Consider the following 19,346-nt stretch of genomic DNA (forward strand, 5'->3'; position numbering starts at 1 on the left):
GATGGTCAGCAACCGTCCCGACCTCCCCAACGACCGTCCACCATGCGGGGACGCGGTGTGTCGACTCCGTCCTCCTGTGTAGCCGGGCCCCGGCCGGTCCGTGGGACAGTTGCTGACGAATGGCACGAAGCAATCGCTCCTGGCCGGATATCACGCGACTGCCGACCTCGCACAACGCAGAACCACGCCTTCCCCCGGGGCTGTTCACGCGGTCCGCCGCGCTCGGCGCCCCGTGTCGGCCGACGGCCCGGCGGAGGACTCCGTGGCACCACTCCCCATGGTGTTGCCACCGACACCTCCCGCTCACCGCTTGGAGCCAGTGACCGGTGCCCGGGACGGGACCAGAGTGGTGCCATGCCCACTCGACGCGAAGCCCTCGCCGCCTCCGCCGCCCTCACCGGCGGCGCCCTCCTGTCCGCCGCACCGTCCGCGGCGGCCACTCCCCGCGTGACACCGCAACGCGCGACGTCCGTATCCGTGTCCGACCGGAGTTCCGGTACCACCATCGCCCTCACCCACGCCACCGTCCTCGGTGCGGGCCCCGACCACACCGTCCTCGTGCGCGACGGCCGCATCACCCGTACGGGCCGTTCGGCCGAGGTCCCGGTTCCCCCCGGGGCGACGGTGTACGACCTGACCGGCAAGTACATCGTCCCGGGCGGCCTCGTCGAGTCCCACGTCCACAACGACGGGCCGGAAAACGTGCTGCCGCCCCTCTTCCCGCTCAACGGTGTGACCGCGGTGCGCGAGATGTGGGGCAGGCCGGTCCACCACGAGTGGCGTGACAAGATCCGCGCGGGCGAACTCCTCGGCCCCCGCTGGGTGATCGCCGGTTCGATCATCGACGGGAGCCCCTCGTTGTGGGCCGGCGACCTCGAAGAACGCGTCATCGAGGTCGCCGACGCCCCGTCCGCGCGCCGCGCGGTGCGCGAGACGAGGGCGAGCGGCGCCGACTTCGTCAAGGTGTACTCGCGGCTCACGCCCGAGGCGTACGAGGCGATCGCCGACGAGTCCCGCCGACAGGGCCTGCGTTACGCGGGCCACTGCCCCGACACCCTGCCCATCGCCCGTGCGAGTGACGCCGGGCAGCAGTCCATCGAGCACCTCCACGCCCTCCTCCTCGCCACCTCTGCCCGGGAGTCCGAGGTCCGACGGGCCATGGCCCGGGTCCGCATCGACCCCGCCCTCGGCACCAGCTTCGAGCGCTACGCGAGCTGGTTCCGGCAGGTGCACGCGGTGGAGTGGCGAGCGGTGCAGACGTACGACGTCGGCCGCACCCGGGCCCTGTTCGACCGGCTCGCCGCCAACGGCACCCACGTCGTCCCGACCCTCACCGTCCATCACTCCCTGGAGCGCACCGACCAACTCCCCGAGGATTCACCCGAGTTCGCTTACCTGCCCGGCTGGATGACCGAATACTGGCCCACCATATGGGCCGCCCTGACCGCGGGGCGGACCGCACAGGACACCGCCCGCATCCACCGGATCTACGAACACCGGCTGCGCCTCGTCGCGGAACTCCACCGGGCCGGTGTGCCGTTGCTCGCGGGCACCGACACGGGCACCGGCTACGCGGTCCCCGGTTTCTCCCTCCATCACGAACTGGAGCTGCTCGCCGAGGCCGGACTGCCCGCCCGGGACGTCCTCCACGCCGCGACCACCGCACCCGCCCGGATGCTCGGCCTGCCCGCCGGCCGCGCCGATCTGCTGGTCCTGGACGCGGACCCGCGCACCGACGTCCGTCATACGCGGCGGATCGACTCCGTCCTGGTCGCGGGCCGTTATCTGGACCGTGCGGAGCGCCTGCGTCTGCTGTCCGACGTGGCGCGCGCCGCCGCCGCGAGCGAGCCCCCGGCCACGGGCGCCGCGGCTCCCCACCTCTGCGTCCACTGACCGCACGAACCGGTCGGGGCCGCGCGGCGGACGTACTGCCACGCGGCCCCGGCCGGTTGTCTACCGATTGCTCACCGGACGTCGTAGGCGCGGGTGATGGTCTGGGTGACCGCGTTGCCGTTGGCGTCGGTGAGGGTCGCCTTCAGGGTGACCTGCTTGCCGGAGGCCCCGGTGTGATCGAGGGTGGCCGTCCAGCGGCCGTCCTGTCGCCCGGTCGGCGCCTGGGTCCAGGTGGTTCCGCCGTCGTAGGAGTAGGACAGCGTGGCCGCCGTGATCGCGCCCGGGGTGTATCCGTCATGCCCCTCGACGGACAGGCCGACCTTCAGGTCCTTCTCCGCGGGCAGCGTCTTCATGCCGTCCACCGGGAGGCCGTAGGCCGGGAAGAGCAGCGGCAGACCACGCGAGAAGACGTCCGTCTCCCGGTGCGAGCGGAAGGTCCAGGAGGTGGAGACGGCGGTGGAGCGCAGCCAGTTCCGGTCCGAGGTGTCGATCTTCTGCAGGTTCTGGGTCAGCTCGTAGACGGAGTCCCCGTCCGGCACCTCGAACACGCCGAAGGGGTCGACACGCTTGCCGATCAGCTCGCCGTCGCGCTTCAGCGCCAGGTTGCCGATGTCACCGAAGGACCCGCCAGGGGACCAGTGGTCCCCTGAACCGTCGAGCCAGAACCCGGTCTGGAAGCCCATCAGGTTGCCCTGACGCTCGGCGGCCAGCAGGAGCTTGCCGTCGTTGTCGCGCGACGCGGACGGCCTCAGGAGGTCGCCGTACCACTCCTCGGTGCGTCGTTCGCCGGGCCGGTAGGTGCGCTCCTGGTCGCCCATGAACGCGGCGAACGGGAAGCTGGTCATGGCGCCGTGGTACCAGACGGCGTCCTCGGCGGCCGTGTAGTAGGCGGCGCGGGTGCCGGGCACGTGCACCGAGCCGTACGGGCTCACGGGAACGTACGCGGCGCTGTTCTCGGCGGGGCGCAGGAACAGGGCGTCGAGGTAGTCGGCTTCCTTGCCCATGGCGTTCCAGGTCTCGGTGACCCGCGCCAGCCGGGAGTCCTTGGGCCGGTACGTCCGGTCGGCGCCGAGCGGGCCGTGGGTGGGGAACGTCAGATTGTAGACGTACGACGAGTCGTCCTGGGAGCCGGTGGCACGCCAGGTGGGCCGGAACGTGAAGGTGCCGTCCGTGGCGCGCCCGTCGATGTCCGCGTAGAACTTCTGGACAGCGCCGGTCGTGGTGAGCGAGCCGGAGACCTGCCAGGTGTCGTCCCAGCCACGGGCGTAGCTGAAGGTGGTCGTGTCCACCTTCGCGGGCCGTTCGGTGTCCAGGCTCAGCCGGTGAGCCTTGCGGGCGTCGAGGACGACGGTGGTGTCCCGGGTGATGCGGAGCTGGGGCTGCGCGAGGTAGCTCATCGATTCGGGCGAGTTGTCGGCGCCGTACGTCGTCACGAAGCCGCTGAGGGAGTAGCTGCCCGGACGGACGCGGTAGGTCTGGTCGGGCGCCCCGGCGTTCTTGCGGCGCTCTCCCTCGTCGGTGTCCAGGCTGACGAGGTCCAGGGAGGAGTCGCCGGTCGCGGCGGCACCGTTGCGGTCGAGGGTCTTGACCCGGAGCGTGACCGTCTCCGGCTCGACGTGGAGCGTGACCGGCACGGAGACGTGCACGTCGTTTCCGGTGGCCAGGATCCGGCCGGTGACTGCGCCGTACTGGGAGTCCTGGAGGCGGGCGGTGGGGTCGATCCGCACCGGCAGCTGGACGGTGGCCCCTGCGGGGACCGTCAGCTTGCGCTGCTCCGCCTTGATGATGCCGGAGCGGACCGCGCTGCCGTCGTTGCCGTGCACGTCACTGACCTTCAGTTCCAGGGTGACGTCCTTGGTGCCGGTGTTGGTGAGGGGCACCTGCACGGTGGTGCGGTCGGACGCGTCCTGGGGCCAGTTGTAGCTCCCGGCCTGGACGGAGGGGGCCGCAAGCACCTTCTGGTTCACCGCGGCGAACACGTCGAGGACGCCGCCGCCGGTCTCCTCGGCGCCGGCCACCTTCCCGCCGGTGCGGGCCGAGGAGACGAGTGCGGCCTTGATCTGCTGCGCGGTCCAGTCCGGGTGGGCCTGGCGGAGGATGGCCGCGGCGCCCGCCACGTGCGGGGTCGCCATCGAGGTGCCGGACATCGACCGGTAGGCGTAGACGCCGCGGCCGTCGGCGGAGGCCGCCGAGATGTCGACGCCCGGGGCCGCGATCTCGGGCTTGAGCGTGTGCGTGACGGCCACGGGACCGCGGCTGGAGAACTGGGCGGTGGTGTCGTCCCGGTCCACGGCGCCGACGGTCAGCACGTCGGGCACACACCCGGGCGAGGAGACGGTCTCGGTGCCCGGCCCGGAGTTGCCCGCGGCGACGACGAACAGGGTGTGCTTGCTCTTCGCGAGCTGCTCCGTGGCCTGTGCCACCGGGTCGGTGCAGTCCCTGGCCGACGGGTTGCCCAGGCTCATGGAGACGATGTCGGCCTGCTGGTCGACGGCCCACTGCATCCCTGCGATGACCCAGGAGTCCAGACCGGCCCCGCCGTCGTTGAGGACCTTCCCGATGAGCAGGGAGGTGCCGGGGGCGACGCCCTTCTTCTTGCCGTCGCTCGCGGCGCCGGACCCGCCGACCGTGGAGGCAGTGTGGGTGCCGTGACCCACATAGTCGTCGGAGGTCCTGGAGTCCGTGAAGTTCTTGGTACCGGTGATCCGGTCGGCCAAGTCCGGGTGCCCGGCGTCCGCGCCCGTGTCCAGCACGGCGACCTTGGTGTTCTTGCCGTCGTAGCCGGCCGCCCATGCCTCGGGCGCGTGGACCTGCTTGGTGGACCGGTCCAGAGTGGCCTCGACCTTGCCGTCCAGCCACAGCTTCTTCAGCGCGGAGGCGGAACGCGAGCGGGGATCGGTGACGTCCCGCCAGAACGTGGCGGCGGTGTCCTTGTCCGCCTTGAGCGCCACGCCGCCCACAGCGGGGAGCAGCAGGCTCTGCTCGGAGCCGCGAGGTGCCTCCGGCGCGTTCCTGGCGACGTTCACGCCGTTCCCGTAGGTGGCGATCAGCGGGAGCGCGTCGGTGTGCGCGTCGTCATAGCCCTGGCGGATGAGGCCGGTGACGTTGAACAGCTGGTCGTCGACCACGCCCTCGCTGATGGCCCGGGTGACGCCGTCGGGATAGACGTAGAGTTCCTCGCCCGACTGGTAGGTCCGGAACATCGGCTGCGTGCCGTCCTCGCGGGGCAGCACCGCCGCGGAGCTGCGGCCCGACTTGTCCGTGGTCACAAGGACCTTGTCGCCGGTGACGAGCGTGACCGTCGTCTGCCTGCCGCGGTTCTGCGCGGCCTCGCTGCCGACGATGGGCCTCTTCCCCGAGGCGGCGTCATGGGGCGCGTCCGCCGCCCCGGACGGCGTGACCGCCGTGAAGGCCAGGGTCGCGGCGGACGCCGCACCCATGGCTATACGCGTGATGGGACGCATGAATCTCCCTACTCGGCACAAAGATTTGGTGCGGCTGCAGCCTGGCAGACATGTGCATGGCGCAGGGATGCCTGTGCGTGACGGGTTTCCCGCATGTCGGTTTTCCGTCAGGCGGTCATGCCGGGGTGCTGGTCACAGCCAGCCCGCGCGGGCCGCGTGCCAGCCGAGCTGCAGTCGGGAATCCGCTCCCGCGAGGTCCATCAGGCGGCGCGTCCGCCGCTCCACGGTCCGGATGGAGACGCCGAGCTGCGAAGCCGCACGCCGGTCGGAGACCCCCGCCAACAGCAGGGACAGGACCTCGAGTTCGCCTTCGGTCGGCTGTTTCTCCGCTGCAACCTGCGCCCGTACGCCCGTGGTGGTGGGGTACAGCGGCCGGGCCTGCGCCCACTCCTTCTCGAACAGGTGCACAAGGGCGGTGAGCAGGCCGCTGCGGTGCACGACGATGGCGCTCGGCTCGCCGCAGGAGCCGACGACCTCCAGCGGCACCATGGCGCGCTCCCGGTCCGAGACGACCATCTTCAGCGGCAGGGTCTCGACCAGACGGAGTTCCAGCCCCGCCGTGATGGCCTCCCGCATGTCCGGCGCCACCTCGTGTCCGTCGAGGTAGTCCTTCGTGGCCACGACCCGGAACTCGACCCCGCGGTCCAGTGCGGAGCTCTCCGCCAGGTCGGTGTCCTCGCGCGGCACCGCGATCGGCGCGCCCACGAGAAACACGAGCAGTTCGCGCTGCGCGCCACGCTGCAACTGGTGGAACCGGTGGGCGACCTGCTCCACGCCGACGACCACCTCCACGACGCTGCCCGCGGGGTGCGCGGCGGTGTTCCGGTACTGCTCGGTGAGCACCGAGAACGCGGTCTCGGCCCGTTGCAGCGCGTTGCGCTGCTCGACGAGGAGCGGGGCGAGGGCCACGGACGGCGGGGTGAGCCGGTAGCGGGTGGCGTGACCGTCGTCGGTTTCCCGGCCGGCCGGGGCGAGCGCCCCGCCGCCCGCTTCCTCGGACACCATCGCGACCAGGCCGCGTGCCGCCAGGTCGCGCAGGACGTGGGCGATGCCGGCCCGTTCCATTCCGGTCTGCCGGACGAGGTCCTGGGCGGAGGCCGACGACCGGGGCAGCAGAGCGGTGTAGACGGCCTCCTCGGCCGGTCCCAGCCCCAGCGCCTGCAGCATCCGGTTCCCTCCCCCTTTTCGGACGGCACCCTATCCCTGCCGCCCGGCGCGCCGTGCGCCGACCCGGAATGCCTGCCGCCGGGAGGGGTACGGCCGTCCGGCGAGGCGCGGTCGCCCCCGGCCGGGCGCCGCCTACGGTAAGGAGAAATGCGCCATTCGCCCCGGAGGTCCCGTGCTCCGCACGCATTCGAAGAAGCCGACGCGTCCGGTGGAGGCCATCGAGCCCCCGAGCGGGGCCGAGGTCGTGACCGTCGTCGCCGCGGTGACGCTGCTGGTGACGGTTCTGGGGACCCTGTCGCGGTCCCCGGTGTGGCTTCTCGGGCTCCTCGTGTTCCTTCCGGGCACGGCGTCCGCGCTGTGCACCGTACGCCAGACGAAGTTCGTGGCCACCTGGACCGGGTTCGTCGTCATCGTCGCCATGCTGATCCGGCAGGGGGACGGGTGGCCGTGGCTCGACAGGATCCTCATGATCCTGCTCACCCTCATCCTGGGGGCGGCCTCCGTCTACGCGTGCCACCGCCGCATCAACCGGGAACAGGAGATGGTGCGGCTGCGTTCCACCGCGGCCGCGATGCAGCGTCACATCCTGCGCCCCCTGCCCATGCTCACCGACAACGTCCTGGTGAACGGCGTGTACGAGCCGGTGCAGGAGGACCGTCTGGTCGGCGGGGACATCTACGACGTCGTCGACTCGCCGTGGGGCACCCGGGTGCTGATCGGCGACGTCCAGGGGAAGGGTCTTCCGGCGGTCGGCGCCGCGTTCGCCGTCATCGGCGCCTTCCGCGCGACGGCCCACCGGGAGCCCACTCTGACCGCGCTCGTCGACGCCCTGGACGCCTCCGTCGTACGGCACAACTCCTATGCCGCGCAGACCGGCGACGACGAGCGGTTCGTCACCGCGCTCGTTCTCGGCGTCGACGCGGGCGCACAGGCGCAGGCCATCAACTGCGGTCACATCCTGCCGAAGTTGCTGCAGGACGCCACCGTCACGACGCCGGCCCTCACCTCCGGCGTCCCCCTCGGTCTCGCCGATCTCGCGGACGAACCCGCGACGGTCGACTGGTTCACCTTCCCGCCCGGTGCGACCCTGGTCCTGACCACGGACGGGCTCACCGAGGCCCGCGCCGCGGACGGTTCGTTCTATCCCCTCACCGAGAGCCTCGCCCGGCGGGTGTCGCTCTCCCCCACCGATCTGCCGCGCGCGCTCTGCGACGACGCGCGCGCGTTCGCCGGGGGCGGCGAGCAGCACGACGACGTGGCGGTCCTGACGGTGCGGCGGTCACCGCGCCGCTGACGGGCCGGGCACGGAGCCGGGAACATCCGGTGTTCCGGCGGCCCATCGGGGGCCGGCGCCCCCTTCACCGGTCGCCGCCCGGTGGGAACGTGTCGCGTCGTGCCCGGAAAACACCCGCGGCCCCCGCCACCGTCCGGGGGTCCGCGCGGTTGTCAGGGGGCCGTTCCCTCGACCGGACCCGACCAGGAGTGACGCAATGACCGTCCCGATCGTCCTGTTCACCGCAGATCTGCGGGTGCACGACCACCCGCCGCTGCACGCGGCGCTCGCGGCCCCGGGCGAAGTGGTACCGCTGTTCGTGCGGGATCCCGCCGTCGACGCGGCCGGCTTCGCCCCGCCCAATCGCCGGGCGTTCCTCGCCGACTGCCTGGGCGACCTCGACGCCGCCCTGCGCGGGCGCGGCGGCAGGCTGGTGGTGCGCTCGGGCAGCACGGTGGAGGAGGTGTGCCGGGTCGCCGCGGAGGTGGACGCGGACGAGGTGCACATGTCGGCCGGGGTGAGCCGTTTCGCCCTGGCGCGGGAGGCGCGGCTGCGCGAGGCGCTGGCGTCGGCGGGCCGGCGCCTGCGCGTGCACGACGCGGTGACCACCGTCGTTCCGCCCGGCGCGGTGACACCCGCGGGGTCGGACCACTTCGCGGTCTTCACCCCGTACTTCCGCCGCTGGTCGCAGGTGCTCCCGCGGACCCCGCTGCCCGCCCCGCGGGCGGTGCCCGTGCCCGACGGCGTCGCGTCGGAGGAGCTGCCCTCCCGCGCCTCGGTGGCCGGGGTGTCAAAGGGGCTGGCCGCAGGCGGGGAGAGCGAGGGCCGCAGGCGCGCGACGGCCTGGTGGCGCACCGGTGCGGCGGATTACGCGGACCGCCATGACGACCTGGCCGGCGACGCGACCTCCCGCCTCTCCCCGCACCTGCATTTCGGCACCCTCTCCCCCGCGGAACTCGTCCACCGTGCACGCCTCGTGGGCGGTGCGGGCGCCGAGGCGTTCGTCCGGCAGTTGTGCTGGCGCGACTTCCACCATCAGGTGCTCGCGGCCCGGCCCGCGGCAGCCGTCGCGGACTACCGGACCCGGCACGACCACTGGCGGTCGGGTACGGCGGTGGCGGATGAGATCGCCGCGTGGAAGCGGGGCCGTACCGGATATCCGGTGGTCGACGCGGCGATGCGACAACTCGCCCACGAGGGCTGGATGCACAACCGGGGGCGACTGCTCGCGGCCTGTTTCCTCGTCAAGACGCTGTACGTCGACTGGCGGGTCGGCGCCCGCCACTTCCTGGACCTGCTGGTGGACGGCGATGTGGCCGACAACCAGCTCAACTGGCAGTGGGTGGCCGGCACCGGCACGGACACCCGGCCCAACCGGGTGCTCAACCCCGTGACGCAGGGCAGGCGGTACGACCCCGAGGGGGCGTACGTCCGCCGCTGGGTGCCCGAGCTGGACGGGATCGCGGGGGCCGCGGTGCACGAGCCGTGGAAGCTGCCGGCGCCGGAGCGGGCCCGGTACGGCTACCCCGGCCCCGTCGTCACGCTGTCCGAGGGCAGGGACCGTTTCCGAAGGGCCCGCGGCCTGGCGGACTGACCGCGTCCGGACCCGGTGGAGGCCCGCCCGTACCCTCCTGGGGGCGGGGCCCGGGAACTGTTCCGCCCGTCGCCCCGTCCTGGGCAGCGAGGTCGGGCGGACACGGATGGGGAGCCATGGTGGAGGGAAAGACAGCGGTGGCCCGGTGGATACGACGGCGGTCCGTGCCGTGGGCCGCCGGTGACGGCACGGATCGGGACTCGCCGCACCGGTCGGCCCTGGAGCGGGGACGGGTGCTCGCCGGGTTGGCGGTGCTGACGGCCGGGCTCATGGCCTTCCACCGGGCGGTGCCCAACTCCGTGGGCCGCCTGGGCAGTCTGCTGGAAGTGTTCCTTCCCTGGCTCGGCCCGGTGGTCGTGGTGCTGTTCGTCCTGGCCCTGCTGCGCCGTTCGGTGCTCGCGCTGACGGCGCTGCTGCTGCCGGTGGCGGCCTGGACGTACCTCTTCGGCGGGCTGCTGCTGCCCGGGGCCGGGCCCGGCCCGAACGAACTGGTCGTGGTACAGCACAACGTCAGCGACGAGAACGCCGACCCGGCGGGCACCGCCCGCGCCCTGGCCGACGCCGGGCCCGACCTCATCGCGCTGGAGGAGCTGGTGCCCCCGGCGCTGACGGCGTACGCGCAGACCCTCGCCCCGGACTACCCGTACCACGCCGTCCGGGGCACTGTCGGGCTCTGGTCGAAGCACCCGCTGACCGAGGCCGGGGCGGTGGACATCAGGCCCCGGGGGATCACGGGGGGCTGGAGCCGCGGGCTGCGGGCCGTGGTCCGCACTCCGCACGGTGACATCGCGGCGTACGTCGCGCATCTGCCCTCGATCCGCGTCGGGGCGAGCGGCCTGGCCTCCTCCCGGCGCGACGAGAGCGCCGACCTGCTGGGCCGGGCCATCGCCGCCGAGAGCGTGCGGACGGTCCTCCTGCTCGGCGACCTCAACGGCACCGTCGACGATCGCGGGCTGGCCCCGCTGACCTCCCGGATGAACACGGCGGAGCGGGGTTTCGCCTTCAGTTTCCCCGCCGGGCTCCCCCTGGCCCGCATCGATCAGGTCATGGCCCGCTCGGCGGCCGTCCGTCAGATCCGCACCCTGTCGCCCACCGGAAGTGACCACCTGCCGGTCGCCGCCCGGATCGAACTGGGCTGAGTGACGCGCTCGGCGTCCTTGCGGGGCGACCGCGAAGGGCCCGGAGAGCGGGCCCCGGCCCGCGGCGCCCCGGGCCGTCCGGCTCACCCGGCACGGTCCGCGACCGCGGTGTCCCGCGCCCCGGACAGCCGGGCGCGGTAGCGGCGCAGTGCCCGCCGCTGATGGAGCTGTTCGGTGATCAGGGCGCGCGCCGGGTGGATGCCGGGCGCGGGATCGCTTCCGCGGGCGAGGCGGCGCATCTGGTGGCGGACCTGTGCCATCCCGGCGGCGGAGGCGAGGGTCCTGTCGGACCAGTCGACGGGCCGCAGCTGCCGTTCGGCCTCGCGGCCCTCCCGCCAGCGGGCGGGCAGGTCGGGGTGAGGGCGAGGGCGGTGCCCATCCCGACGAGTGCCACGCCGTCGGCGAGGACCTTCTCCGCGGTCTCGCGTCGCGTGATGCCGCCGGTGAGCATCAACGGCAGCGGACTGGTCCCGACAAGGTCCTTCGCCAGGTCCAGGAAGTATGCCTCCCTGACCCGGGTGCGGGCGTCGGCGGAGCGGCCGGTCATCGCCGGGCTCTCGTAGCTGCCGCCGGACAGTTCCACCAGGTCGACGCCGAGCGGTTCGAGCATCGCGATCACCTCTCGGGCGTCGTCCGCGTCGAATCCGCCGCGCTGGAAGTCGGCGGAGTTGATCTTCACCGCGACCGCGAAGGACGGTGAAACGACGGCGCGGACGGCGCGGACCACGTCCAGCAGCATCCGGGCCCGCCTCTCCAGCGGTCCGCCCCACGCGTCGGTGCGTCGGTTGGACAGCGGGGAGAGGAACTGCGACAGGAGGTAGCCGTGCGCGGCGTGGATCTCCACGCCGTCGAACCCCGCCCGTTCGGCCCGCGCGGCCGTGACCGCGAAGCGGGCCACGGTGGCCTCGGTCTGTTCCGGGGGCATGGCGACGGGCCGGCCGAAACGGCCGCTGTGCCGCCCCAGGTCGACGCCCACCGCGGAAGGCCCCCACACCACTCCCGGCATGTTCGCCCGGATCCGGCGGCCGGGGTGGCTGATCTGCATCCACACGGCCCCGCCGCCGGACTTGGCGGCCGCGGCCCATTCGGTGAACGGCTCCAGCGGCGCGGCGTCGTCGAGCACGATGCCCGCGGGGCCGGTCAGCGCCTCGGCGTGGACCATGACGTTGCCGGTGATCAGCAGTCCGGTGCCGCCCGCGGCCCAGCGCCGGTACAGGGCCGACAGCCGTTGGTCGGGCAGTTGCCCGTCGCCGGCCACGTCCTCCTCCAGGGCCGCCTTCGCGATCCGGTTGCCCAGCGTCGCCCCGGAGCGCAAGGGCAGCGGTGAGAACAGCGCGTCGGTCATCCGCGTTCCCTCTTCTTTCGTCTCGGCCGATCACAATGTATACATCGCTCACATCAGGGGGCAATGTAAACGCTGTAAACATGAGAGGGTGCGGACCATGCCGCAAGCAAGTGCGTACCACCACGGTGATCTGCGCGCCGCCTGCCTGCGCGCGACGCGGGAACTCCTGGAGGAGGACGGCGGTGCCGGGCTGTCCCTGCGGGCGGTGGCGCGGCGGGCCGGGGTGTCGGCGGCGGCTCCGTACCGTCACTACGCGGACCGCGAGGCGCTCGTCTCCGCGGTGGCGGCGGAGGGCTACCGCGAGCTCGCCGGTTGCCCGGCCGCAGCCCACCCCTCCCCCGGGTCGGCCGAAGATCTCGCGGCGGTCGCCGTCGCCTACGTCCGTTTCGCACTCGACCACCCGGCGCTGTTCCGGGTGATGTTCGCGCAACCGTGCGACCCGGACGACGCGGAGCGGGTCGCCGCGACCGCCGCCATCCGGGAGTACGTCCACACCATCACCCACGACACGTTCCCGGGCACCGACCCGGCCGCCCTGTCGACCACGGTGTGGGCCCTCGTCCACGGACTGGCGTTCCTGCACCTCGACGGCAAACTCGACGCCTCGACCCCGGAGGTGGTCGCCGAGCAGGTCCGCAGCGCCGTACAGGCGTTGTTCGACGCCTCGTCGGCATGGCACGGGCGGCGGACCACGGGGGCTCCCCCGCCTCCCGGCTGATCCCGCGCCCCTCGCGGCCCCGGCCGCCGTGCCCGTACACCGAAACGGGCCGGGCCCGTTTCGGCGCCCGCCTCCCGGCCCCTATCCTTTGGCCCCGGCCCCGAACCGACACCGTTCCTGGAGACCGTATGAGCAGCGCCCTTCTCGTGATGGACGTCCAGCGCGCCGTCGTGGACCTGGCCGACGACGGTTCCGGCTACCTGCCGCGCCTGCGCAGGGCGATCGACGGAGCCCGGGCGGCGGACATCCCCGTCGTCTACGTGGTCATCGCGCTGCGTCCGGGCTTCCCGGAAGTCGGCCCGCGCAACAGGGCGCTCACCGCCATCGCGAAGGCCGGGCTCCATGTCGAGGGCGATCCCGGCACCGAGATCCACCCCGACATCGCGCCCCGACCGGGCGAGGTGGTCGTCACCAAGCGGCGGGCGAGCGCGTTCTCCGGCAGCGACCTCGACGTGGTGCTCAGGGCACGCGGCATCGACAGCCTCGTCCTCACCGGTATCGCCACCAGCGCCGTGGTGCTGCACACCCTGTGCCAGGCCAACGACCTGGACTTCGGCCTCACCGTCCTCGGCGACGCCTGCCTGGACATCGACGCCGAGGTGCACCGGTTCCTCACCGAGAAGCTGTTCCCGCAGTGGGCGGACGTCGTCGCCGTCGACGACTGGCTCGGCACCATCGCGCCCCGTTAGACCGGCCGGTGCGCGGCCGGGCCGTCGCCGGCCGGGCCGGGCACCGGTGTGCGGAGGGCCGCAGGCACGGTCAGGACAGGCTGCCGCGGAGGGAGTTGACGCGCCCGGCGGCCGCGTCGAAGGCGGCCCCGTCGAGGGTTCCGTCCGCCAGGGCCCCGCTCAGCGCGGTCACGGCCTCGTCCCCCTGGTCGACGTCGCGGGCCGAGCACAGGATCAGGTCCATGCCGGCCGCGGCGGCCAGTACGGCGCGCCGGGCCGCGCCGCCGTACGCCTGGAGGGCGCCGGCCTCCAGAGCGTCGGTGACCGTCACGCCCCGGAAGCCGAGCCGGTTCCGCAGCTCGCCCACCACGGCCGGGGACAGACCGGCGGGCCGCTCGGCGTCCAGGGCCGGGTAGACGGCCCAGGAGAGCATGACCAGCTTCGTCCCGGCGGAGATCGCCGCCCGGTACGGCACCTCGTCGACGCCGCGCAGGGTGGCCGCGGACGTGGTGAGGGTGACGGGCCCCAGGTCGGTGTTCTGGTTCGCGGCGGCGGGGCCGAGCCCCGGGAAGTGCTTGGCGGTGGCCGCCACCCCGAGGTTCTGCTGCGCGGTGATGAAGGCCGAGCCGCAGACGCCGACCGCGTCCGGGCGCTTGCCGTACGACCGCTCGTACTGGTCGGTGAAGTCACCGGTCCTGCGGTACACGTCGAGCACCGGCGCCAGGTTGACGTTCATGCCGACGCCCGCGAGGTTCAGGCCCGCGCCGTTGCCGGTGTACTCCGCCCGTCCCTCCGGGTCCGCGGAGGCTCCGACGTCCTTCGCGGACAGCAGCGGCTCGCCCGGCAGGCGGCGCACCATGCCGCCCTCCTGGTCGGTCATCAGGAGCAGCGGGGCCTTGACGGGGGCGGAGGCGTTCGCCTCGTTCATCTCCCGGATGACGCCTGCGATCTGGCTCGGGCTCCCGATGTTCTCCTTGAAGAAGATCACCCCGGCGGTACGGCCCTGGCCGATCGCCTCCATCAGCGGAGCCGGAGGGGTGAGCCCCGCATAGGAGTGGATGACGCACTGCCCGGCGCGCTGAGCCGGGGTCAGGGCGGGCAGCGGGGAACGTGTCCTGTCGGGGACGCGCACGTCCGCGTCCGTACGGCCCGCCGGCCCCAGTCCGGCGACCAGGGCCGCCGTTCCGGCGAGCAGGGCGCCGCGCCTGCTGAGGAACTCCGGTGTCGAACTCATGGCTTTCTCCTTCACGAACTGCTGTTGTGCCCGGCCCGAGCGGGGACGACCGCGCCGAACGCCCCGGGCCGGGACGGTGCCGTCCCCCGGAACGAAGCACACACCTCCTCGCCGCACCGGACCGGGCCGCCGGTCACGGCCTCGGGGCGGGACGGGCCCGCCGACCCGTCCCGCCCCGAGGAGCCGATCGCACCGGGGTCACAGACCCCGGAGCGGGTCACCGTGTGCCCGGGCCCGCGGTCACGGGGTGTTGTTGGCCAGGGCCAGCAGACGGGAGCGGTCGCCGCCGAAGCGGTCGCGGTCGACGTTCCCGGAGATGCCGCTCACCGAACCGGTGGAGGTGTACTGCCAGACGGTCCAGTACGGGAAGCCCTTCGGGATGGTCGGGCTGCCCGCGGTGGTCCAGTGGGCCACCCACAGCGGGCTCCGGGCGGACATGCCGGTCCAGCCGCCGGTGCAGGAGTTCCACCAGCTCGCACTGGTGTAGATCACGACGTCGCGGCCGGTACGGGCCTTGTACCTGTTGTAGAAGTCGAGGATCCACGACTGCATCGCCGCGGCCGACTTGCCGTAGCAGCTGCCCTCGATGTCCAGCACGCCCGGGAGCGTCAGGTTGTCGCGGGACCAGGCGCCACCGTTGCTGGCGAAGAAGTCCGCCTGGGCCGCGCCGCCGGACACGTCGGGCCGCGCGAAGTGGTAGGCGCCCCGGATCACGCGGGCGTTGTAGGCGCCCAGGTAGTTGGCGCTGAACCTGGGGTCCTTGTACGTGGTGCCCTCGGTCGCCTTCATCCAGGCGAACTCGATGCCCGCGGCGCGCACCGATGCCCAGTTGATGGCGCCCTGCCAGCTGGAGACGTCCACGCCCACGGGGTTCGCCAGGAGGTCCGCGCCCGGCACCTTCTTCCCGAGGTGCAGCTGCCGGGTGTCCGGCTTGAAATCCTTGCTGTCCTGGACGTAGCCCACGCCCATGTAGCCCTTGCCCTGCGGCACGGCACTGTCGGAGGGCAGCGGCGCCGAGGAGGCGGTGCCCGACATCAGGCCGAAGGTCAGTGCGAGGCTCGCGCCGACGGCACCGGCCACAGCGAATCTTCCCTGCGCGGACTTCGCGGAACGGATCCGGGAGAACAAGGTTTCCTCCTGCTTGGTCGAGGGACGGGATGTGGTGGTGCGGGTCGGTGCTCCGGTGCGGTGGGTCTCGGCGCGCCCGGGGCGGGGCGGCGCGACGAACGGAAGGGCGGGCGTGCTGCGGGGTCGGCCGCCGGGAGCGGCCGGTCCTCGCCGCGCCGCGGGAACGCGTGCGTCGTGGCGCGGGCCCCGGGGCGGGGTCGTGCCCGGACGGCACCGGTCGCGTCCGGTCGAAAGGCTCGGCCGCGCGCTTCCCGCAGAGCGGTCTACGCGCGTCTACTTGATGCGGACACGTCATAGTGAGCCACAGGAACACGCGTGGGGTAAACGGTTTTCCGTTTCGTTAGTGGTCTAGACCGATCTGCGCTGCGGTGAGCTGCGGAAACGCCTCGACACCGACAGAACTTTTACAAGTGGCGGGGCCGGACGGACCGACAGGACGACACGTGGGGCGTACGGGATGACGTCGAGCACGGCACGGCGGGCGGCTGCCTCCCGGGGCGGGACGGCCGGCGGACCTCCGGTGAAGGGGCCGTCCGCCCGGTCCATGCGGGAGCGCTTCGGGGGCGCACCCCCACGTAACCTCTTTCCCGTGCCAGCCTCCCGTCTGTACCGCGTCGCCGTCCTCGTGCTCGAAGGGGCGAAACCGCTCGATGTCGGCATCCCCGCGCAGGTTTTCTCGACCCGCGCGAGCATGCCGTACGAGGTGCGGGTGTGCGGGGCGGCACCCGGTCTCGTGACCGGTGGCGACGGCCTCTCGTACGACGTCGCCCATGGCCTCGACGCACTCGCGTGGGCCGACATCGTCTTCGTCCCCGGCTACCGTTTCCCGGACCGCGACGATCCCCCGCGGGCCGTGCTCGACGCGCTGATCGCGGCCCATGCCCGGGGGGCGCGGCTCGCCGCCATCTCGACGGGCGCCTTCGCGCTCGCCGCCACGGGCCTGCTCGACGGCAAGCGCGCCACGACGCACTGGCACTACACGCGGGCGCTGGTGACGCGGCATCCGCTCGTCCGGGTCGACGAGAACGTCCTGTTCGTCGACGAGGGCAGCGTACTGACGTCGGCCGGCGCCGCCTCGGGCATCGACCTGTGTCTGCACATCCTGCGCGGCGACCTCGGGGTGGCCGCGTCGAACCACGCGGCCCGGCGTCTCGTCGCGGCCCCCTACCGCAGCGGCGGCCAGGCGCAGTACGTGCCGCGCAGCGTGCCCGAGCCGCTCGGGGAGCGGTTCGCGGCCACCCGCGAGTGGGCGCTCCACCGGCTCGGCGAGCCCCTCACCCTCGACGCCCTCGCCCGGCACGCGGCGGTGTCGCCGCGCACGTTCTCGCGCCGCTTCGTCGAGGACACGGGGTACACACCGATGCAGTGGATCATGCGTGCCCGCCTCGACCTGGCCCGCGAGCTGCTCGAACGCTCGGAGCGGAGCGTCGAGCAGATCGCCATCGACGTCGGCCTCGGCACCGGGGCCAATCTGCGGCTGCACTTTCAGCGGATCCTCGGCACGACGCCCAGCGAGTACCGGCGCACCTTCACCCAGGGCGAGTAGCCCGCCGCCACCGCGTGGCGAGATCCTTTTGAACCGTGGCGATCATGCCGCTGTCGCGGGCGCGCGCCGCGCGCGACATTGGTGGCGAACCGAAGGGACACCATTCATGACTCGCATCGCCATCAACGGATTCGGCCGCATCGGACGCAACGTGCTGCGCGCACTGCTGGAGCGCGACAGCGACTTCGAGGTCGTCGCCGTCAACGACCTCACGGAGCCCACCGCGCTCGCCCGGCTGCTGGCCTACGACTCGACGTCCGGCCGCCTCGGCCGCCCGGTGAGCGTCGACGGGGACGTCCTCGTGGTGGACGGTCGCCGCATCAAGGTGCTGGCCGAGCGCGAGCCGGCGCAGCTGCCGTGGGCGGAGCTCGGCGTGGAGATCGTCCTGGAGGCCACCGGCCGCTTCACCTCGGCCAAGGCCGCCCGCGGCCACCTCGACGCGGGTGCGAAGAAGGTCCTGGTCAGTGCCCCGTCTGACGGTGCGGACGTGACGCTCGCGTACGGCGTCAACACCGACGCGTACGACCCTGACGTGCACACCATCGTCTCGAACGCCTCCTGCACCACCAACGCGCTCGCGCCGCTGGCCGCGGTGCTCGACGAGCTCGCCGGCATCGAGCACGGCTTCATGACGACGGTGCACGCCTACACGCAGGAGCAGAACCTGCAGGACGGCCCGCACCGCGACCCCCGCCGCGCCCGCGCCGCCGGGGTCAACATCGTGCCGACCACCACGGGCGCCGCCAAGGCGATCGGTCTCGTGCTGCCGAACCTCGACGGCAAGCTGTCGGGCGACTCCATCCGCGTCCCGATCCCGGTGGGCTCGATCGTCGAACTCAACACGACCGTCGCCCGCGACGTGACGCGCGACGAGGTGCTGGCCGCGTACCGCACCGCCGCCGAGGGTCCGCTCGCCGGTGTGCTCGAGTACTCGGAGGACCCGCTCGTGTCGTCCGACATCACGGGCAACCCGGCTTCGTCGATCTTCGACTCGGCCCTCACCCGCGTCGACGGACGCCACATCAAGGTGGTCGCCTGGTACGACAACGAGTGGGGCTTCTCGAACCGCGTGATCGACACGCTCGGTCTCCTCGCCGGCCACTGAGGCGACGTCCTCCTCCACCGGCCACGGCCGGTGGAGGAGGACACGGTGCGCAGTTCCGGGACGGGCCGGACGGCCGTACGGCGCGACGTGCACCGCTCCGGCCGGGTGCGGGGCGAGCGGGCGATGCGGGTCGTCGGCGACACCGACGAGGCGCTGGTGAGCGCCTGCGCGCCCGGAGCGGAGCCCTGGTGGCCCGCCCTGTACGCGAAGGCCCGCGCGGACGGGGGCCGTTCGCCGCACACCGAGGCGTTCGACGCGATGGCGGGGCCGGCGGGAGTTCGGGACCGCGACGTGGCAGGAGACCGACCTGCTGTCGTGGAAGCCCCCGGCGACCCGGAGGCGGGAGCCGACCTGCCCGACGCCGCGCCTGCCTCGGCCGGAGGCACGGTCCGGGGCCGGGGCCCGTCACCGCCCATCGGCGAGAACCGGCCAAAATTGAATTCTCCCCTGTTTACTGGAGACTTGCTTCCCGCGATCGGTCTTCGAGAACCGGTGGACCGCCCTGACCTGCGACTTTTTCTTCCAGTGATCCACGCGGATCGTTCGCGGACCAGTGGAGGAATATCGTCTTGGCCGACGCCTGCCCATGGTCACGTCAAGGCCCTTGCCCGCCGCATACCGTCATCGGCAACGCAGACAGGGACCGCCCCCTGGCCGGGGCGGTCCCTGCGGTGTCCGCGTGCACGAGACGAACCGCGAGCAAGGGACGAATCCATGCAACCACAGAAGTGGAAGACCGTCGGCCTCCAGTACCGCCGCCCCGAATGGCAGGACGCCTTCAACACGGCCATCGCCGGTGCCGTGTTCCTCCTGCTCCCGCAGGCCCCGCACGAACTCATCGGCCTGGCCGCCGTCCCGCTGCTCAGGTGCGTGCGGATCCGCCGGGCCGTCTGAATCGGCACCTCGGCGAAAACCCCGGTCGCGCCCGGCAGCCGGGGTTTTCGTCGTCTCCGGCACGAGGTCGCCCAACATCTCGGGTTCGAGTCGATTCCGACCCACCGCCGGTGCGCCGGTGACGGACATGGGATCTTCGGAACGGCCCCGCGCGGGCGGGGCCGACGTGACGTGTACG

Annotated in this window: 14 protein-coding genes; 9 read left to right on the plus strand and 5 right to left on the minus strand. The window is 72.7% G+C overall.

What is annotated here, in order from left to right:
- The first annotated feature begins 354 nt into the window (after window positions 1–354).
- Window positions 355–1,893 carry an amidohydrolase family protein gene (locus tag ACFYW1_RS21305; protein ID WP_388995183.1) on the plus strand — a complete coding sequence of 513 codons (1,539 nt, stop codon included), beginning with the start codon at window positions 355–357 and terminating at the stop codon, window positions 1,891–1,893.
- Between the two features lie 71 nt (window positions 1,894–1,964).
- Here ACFYW1_RS21305 and ACFYW1_RS21310 read toward each other — a convergent pair whose 3' ends face one another.
- On the minus strand, window positions 1,965–5,357 hold the full coding sequence (locus ACFYW1_RS21310) for a S8 family peptidase (protein WP_388995186.1): 3,393 nt from the start codon (window positions 5,355–5,357) through the stop codon (window positions 1,965–1,967).
- A gap of 132 nt (window positions 5,358–5,489) precedes the next feature.
- Complete coding sequence (locus ACFYW1_RS21315; RefSeq protein WP_388995189.1) at window positions 5,490–6,524, minus strand: helix-turn-helix domain-containing protein; 1,035 nt, start codon at window positions 6,522–6,524, stop codon at window positions 5,490–5,492.
- 172 nt (window positions 6,525–6,696) lie between these two features.
- On the opposite strand from ACFYW1_RS21315, the gene ACFYW1_RS21320 reads away from it, so the two are divergent.
- The 3 genes from ACFYW1_RS21320 (at window position 6,697) to ACFYW1_RS21330 (ending at window position 10,530) form a co-directional block, all read left to right on the plus strand.
- Complete coding sequence (locus ACFYW1_RS21320; protein WP_388995192.1) at window positions 6,697–7,818, plus strand: PP2C family protein-serine/threonine phosphatase; 1,122 nt, start codon at window positions 6,697–6,699, stop codon at window positions 7,816–7,818.
- Between the two features lie 196 nt (window positions 7,819–8,014).
- Window positions 8,015–9,391, plus strand: coding sequence for a cryptochrome/photolyase family protein (locus ACFYW1_RS21325; protein ID WP_388995196.1), 1,377 nt, complete (start codon window positions 8,015–8,017; stop codon window positions 9,389–9,391).
- Window positions 9,392–9,624: 233 nt separating this feature from the next.
- A complete protein-coding gene (locus ACFYW1_RS21330) occupies window positions 9,625–10,530 on the plus strand; it encodes an endonuclease/exonuclease/phosphatase family protein (RefSeq protein WP_388995609.1) in 906 nt (301 codons plus the stop codon).
- 178 nt (window positions 10,531–10,708) lie between these two features.
- Here ACFYW1_RS21330 and ACFYW1_RS21335 read toward each other — a convergent pair whose 3' ends face one another.
- Entirely contained in the window at window positions 10,709–11,875 is a 1,167-nt protein-coding gene (locus ACFYW1_RS21335) for a 2,4-dienoyl-CoA reductase (protein ID WP_388995199.1), read from the minus strand.
- Window positions 11,876–11,972: 97 nt separating this feature from the next.
- Between ACFYW1_RS21335 and ACFYW1_RS21340 the strand changes: the two genes are divergently transcribed.
- Window positions 11,973–12,593, plus strand: a complete 621-nt coding sequence (locus ACFYW1_RS21340) for a TetR/AcrR family transcriptional regulator (protein WP_388995202.1) — start codon at window positions 11,973–11,975, stop codon at window positions 12,591–12,593.
- A 128-nt stretch (window positions 12,594–12,721) separates the two neighbouring features.
- On the plus strand, window positions 12,722–13,282 hold the full coding sequence (locus ACFYW1_RS21345; RefSeq protein WP_388995205.1) for a cysteine hydrolase family protein: 561 nt from the start codon (window positions 12,722–12,724) through the stop codon (window positions 13,280–13,282).
- Between the two features lie 70 nt (window positions 13,283–13,352).
- On the opposite strand, the gene ACFYW1_RS21350 is transcribed toward ACFYW1_RS21345, so the two are convergent.
- On the minus strand, window positions 13,353–14,495 hold the full coding sequence (locus ACFYW1_RS21350) for a glycoside hydrolase family 3 N-terminal domain-containing protein (RefSeq protein WP_388995208.1): 1,143 nt from the start codon (window positions 14,493–14,495) through the stop codon (window positions 13,353–13,355).
- Between the two features lie 240 nt (window positions 14,496–14,735).
- Window positions 14,736–15,530, minus strand: coding sequence for a GH25 family lysozyme (locus ACFYW1_RS21355; protein ID WP_388995612.1), 795 nt, complete (start codon window positions 15,528–15,530; stop codon window positions 14,736–14,738).
- A gap of 637 nt (window positions 15,531–16,167) precedes the next feature.
- On the opposite strand from ACFYW1_RS21355, the gene ACFYW1_RS21360 reads away from it, so the two are divergent.
- The 3 genes from ACFYW1_RS21360 to ACFYW1_RS21370 all read left to right on the plus strand — a co-directional run bounded on the left by ACFYW1_RS21360 (window position 16,168) and on the right by ACFYW1_RS21370 (window position 19,168).
- Window positions 16,168–17,169, plus strand: a complete 1,002-nt coding sequence (locus tag ACFYW1_RS21360) for a GlxA family transcriptional regulator (RefSeq protein ID WP_388995211.1) — start codon at window positions 16,168–16,170, stop codon at window positions 17,167–17,169.
- Between the two features lie 106 nt (window positions 17,170–17,275).
- Window positions 17,276–18,274, plus strand: a complete 999-nt coding sequence (gene gap, locus ACFYW1_RS21365; RefSeq protein WP_388995214.1) for a type I glyceraldehyde-3-phosphate dehydrogenase — start codon at window positions 17,276–17,278, stop codon at window positions 18,272–18,274.
- Window positions 18,275–18,988: 714 nt separating this feature from the next.
- Window positions 18,989–19,168 carry a hypothetical protein gene (locus ACFYW1_RS21370; RefSeq protein ID WP_388995217.1) on the plus strand — a complete coding sequence of 60 codons (180 nt, stop codon included), beginning with the start codon at window positions 18,989–18,991 and terminating at the stop codon, window positions 19,166–19,168.
- Window positions 19,169–19,346: the final 178 nt, after the last annotated feature.

Source organism: Streptomyces sp. NPDC002669, assembly GCF_042889165.1.
GTDB lineage: Bacteria > Actinomycetota > Actinomycetes > Streptomycetales > Streptomycetaceae > Streptomyces.

Coding starts and splice junctions, on each gene's coding strand:
- gap (WP_388995214.1), top strand. CDS start 17,276: ATGACTCGCATCGCCATCAACGGATTCGGCCGCATCGGACGCAACGTG.
- ACFYW1_RS21325 (WP_388995196.1), top strand. CDS start 8,015: ATGACCGTCCCGATCGTCCTGTTCACCGCAGATCTGCGGGTGCACGAC.
- ACFYW1_RS21315 (WP_388995189.1), bottom strand. CDS start 6,524: ATGCTGCAGGCGCTGGGGCTGGGACCGGCCGAGGAGGCCGTCTACACC.
- ACFYW1_RS21350 (WP_388995208.1), bottom strand. CDS start 14,495: ATGAGTTCGACACCGGAGTTCCTCAGCAGGCGCGGCGCCCTGCTCGCC.
- ACFYW1_RS21345 (WP_388995205.1), top strand. CDS start 12,722: ATGAGCAGCGCCCTTCTCGTGATGGACGTCCAGCGCGCCGTCGTGGAC.
- ACFYW1_RS21305 (WP_388995183.1), top strand. CDS start 355: ATGCCCACTCGACGCGAAGCCCTCGCCGCCTCCGCCGCCCTCACCGGC.
- ACFYW1_RS21310 (WP_388995186.1), bottom strand. CDS start 5,357: ATGCGTCCCATCACGCGTATAGCCATGGGTGCGGCGTCCGCCGCGACC.
- ACFYW1_RS21355 (WP_388995612.1), bottom strand. CDS start 15,530: ATGTCGGGCACCGCCTCCTCGGCGCCGCTGCCCTCCGACAGTGCCGTG.
- ACFYW1_RS21360 (WP_388995211.1), top strand. CDS start 16,168: ATGCGGGAGCGCTTCGGGGGCGCACCCCCACGTAACCTCTTTCCCGTG.
- ACFYW1_RS21335 (WP_388995199.1), bottom strand. CDS start 11,875: ATGACCGACGCGCTGTTCTCACCGCTGCCCTTGCGCTCCGGGGCGACG.
- ACFYW1_RS21370 (WP_388995217.1), top strand. CDS start 18,989: ATGCAACCACAGAAGTGGAAGACCGTCGGCCTCCAGTACCGCCGCCCC.
- ACFYW1_RS21340 (WP_388995202.1), top strand. CDS start 11,973: ATGCCGCAAGCAAGTGCGTACCACCACGGTGATCTGCGCGCCGCCTGC.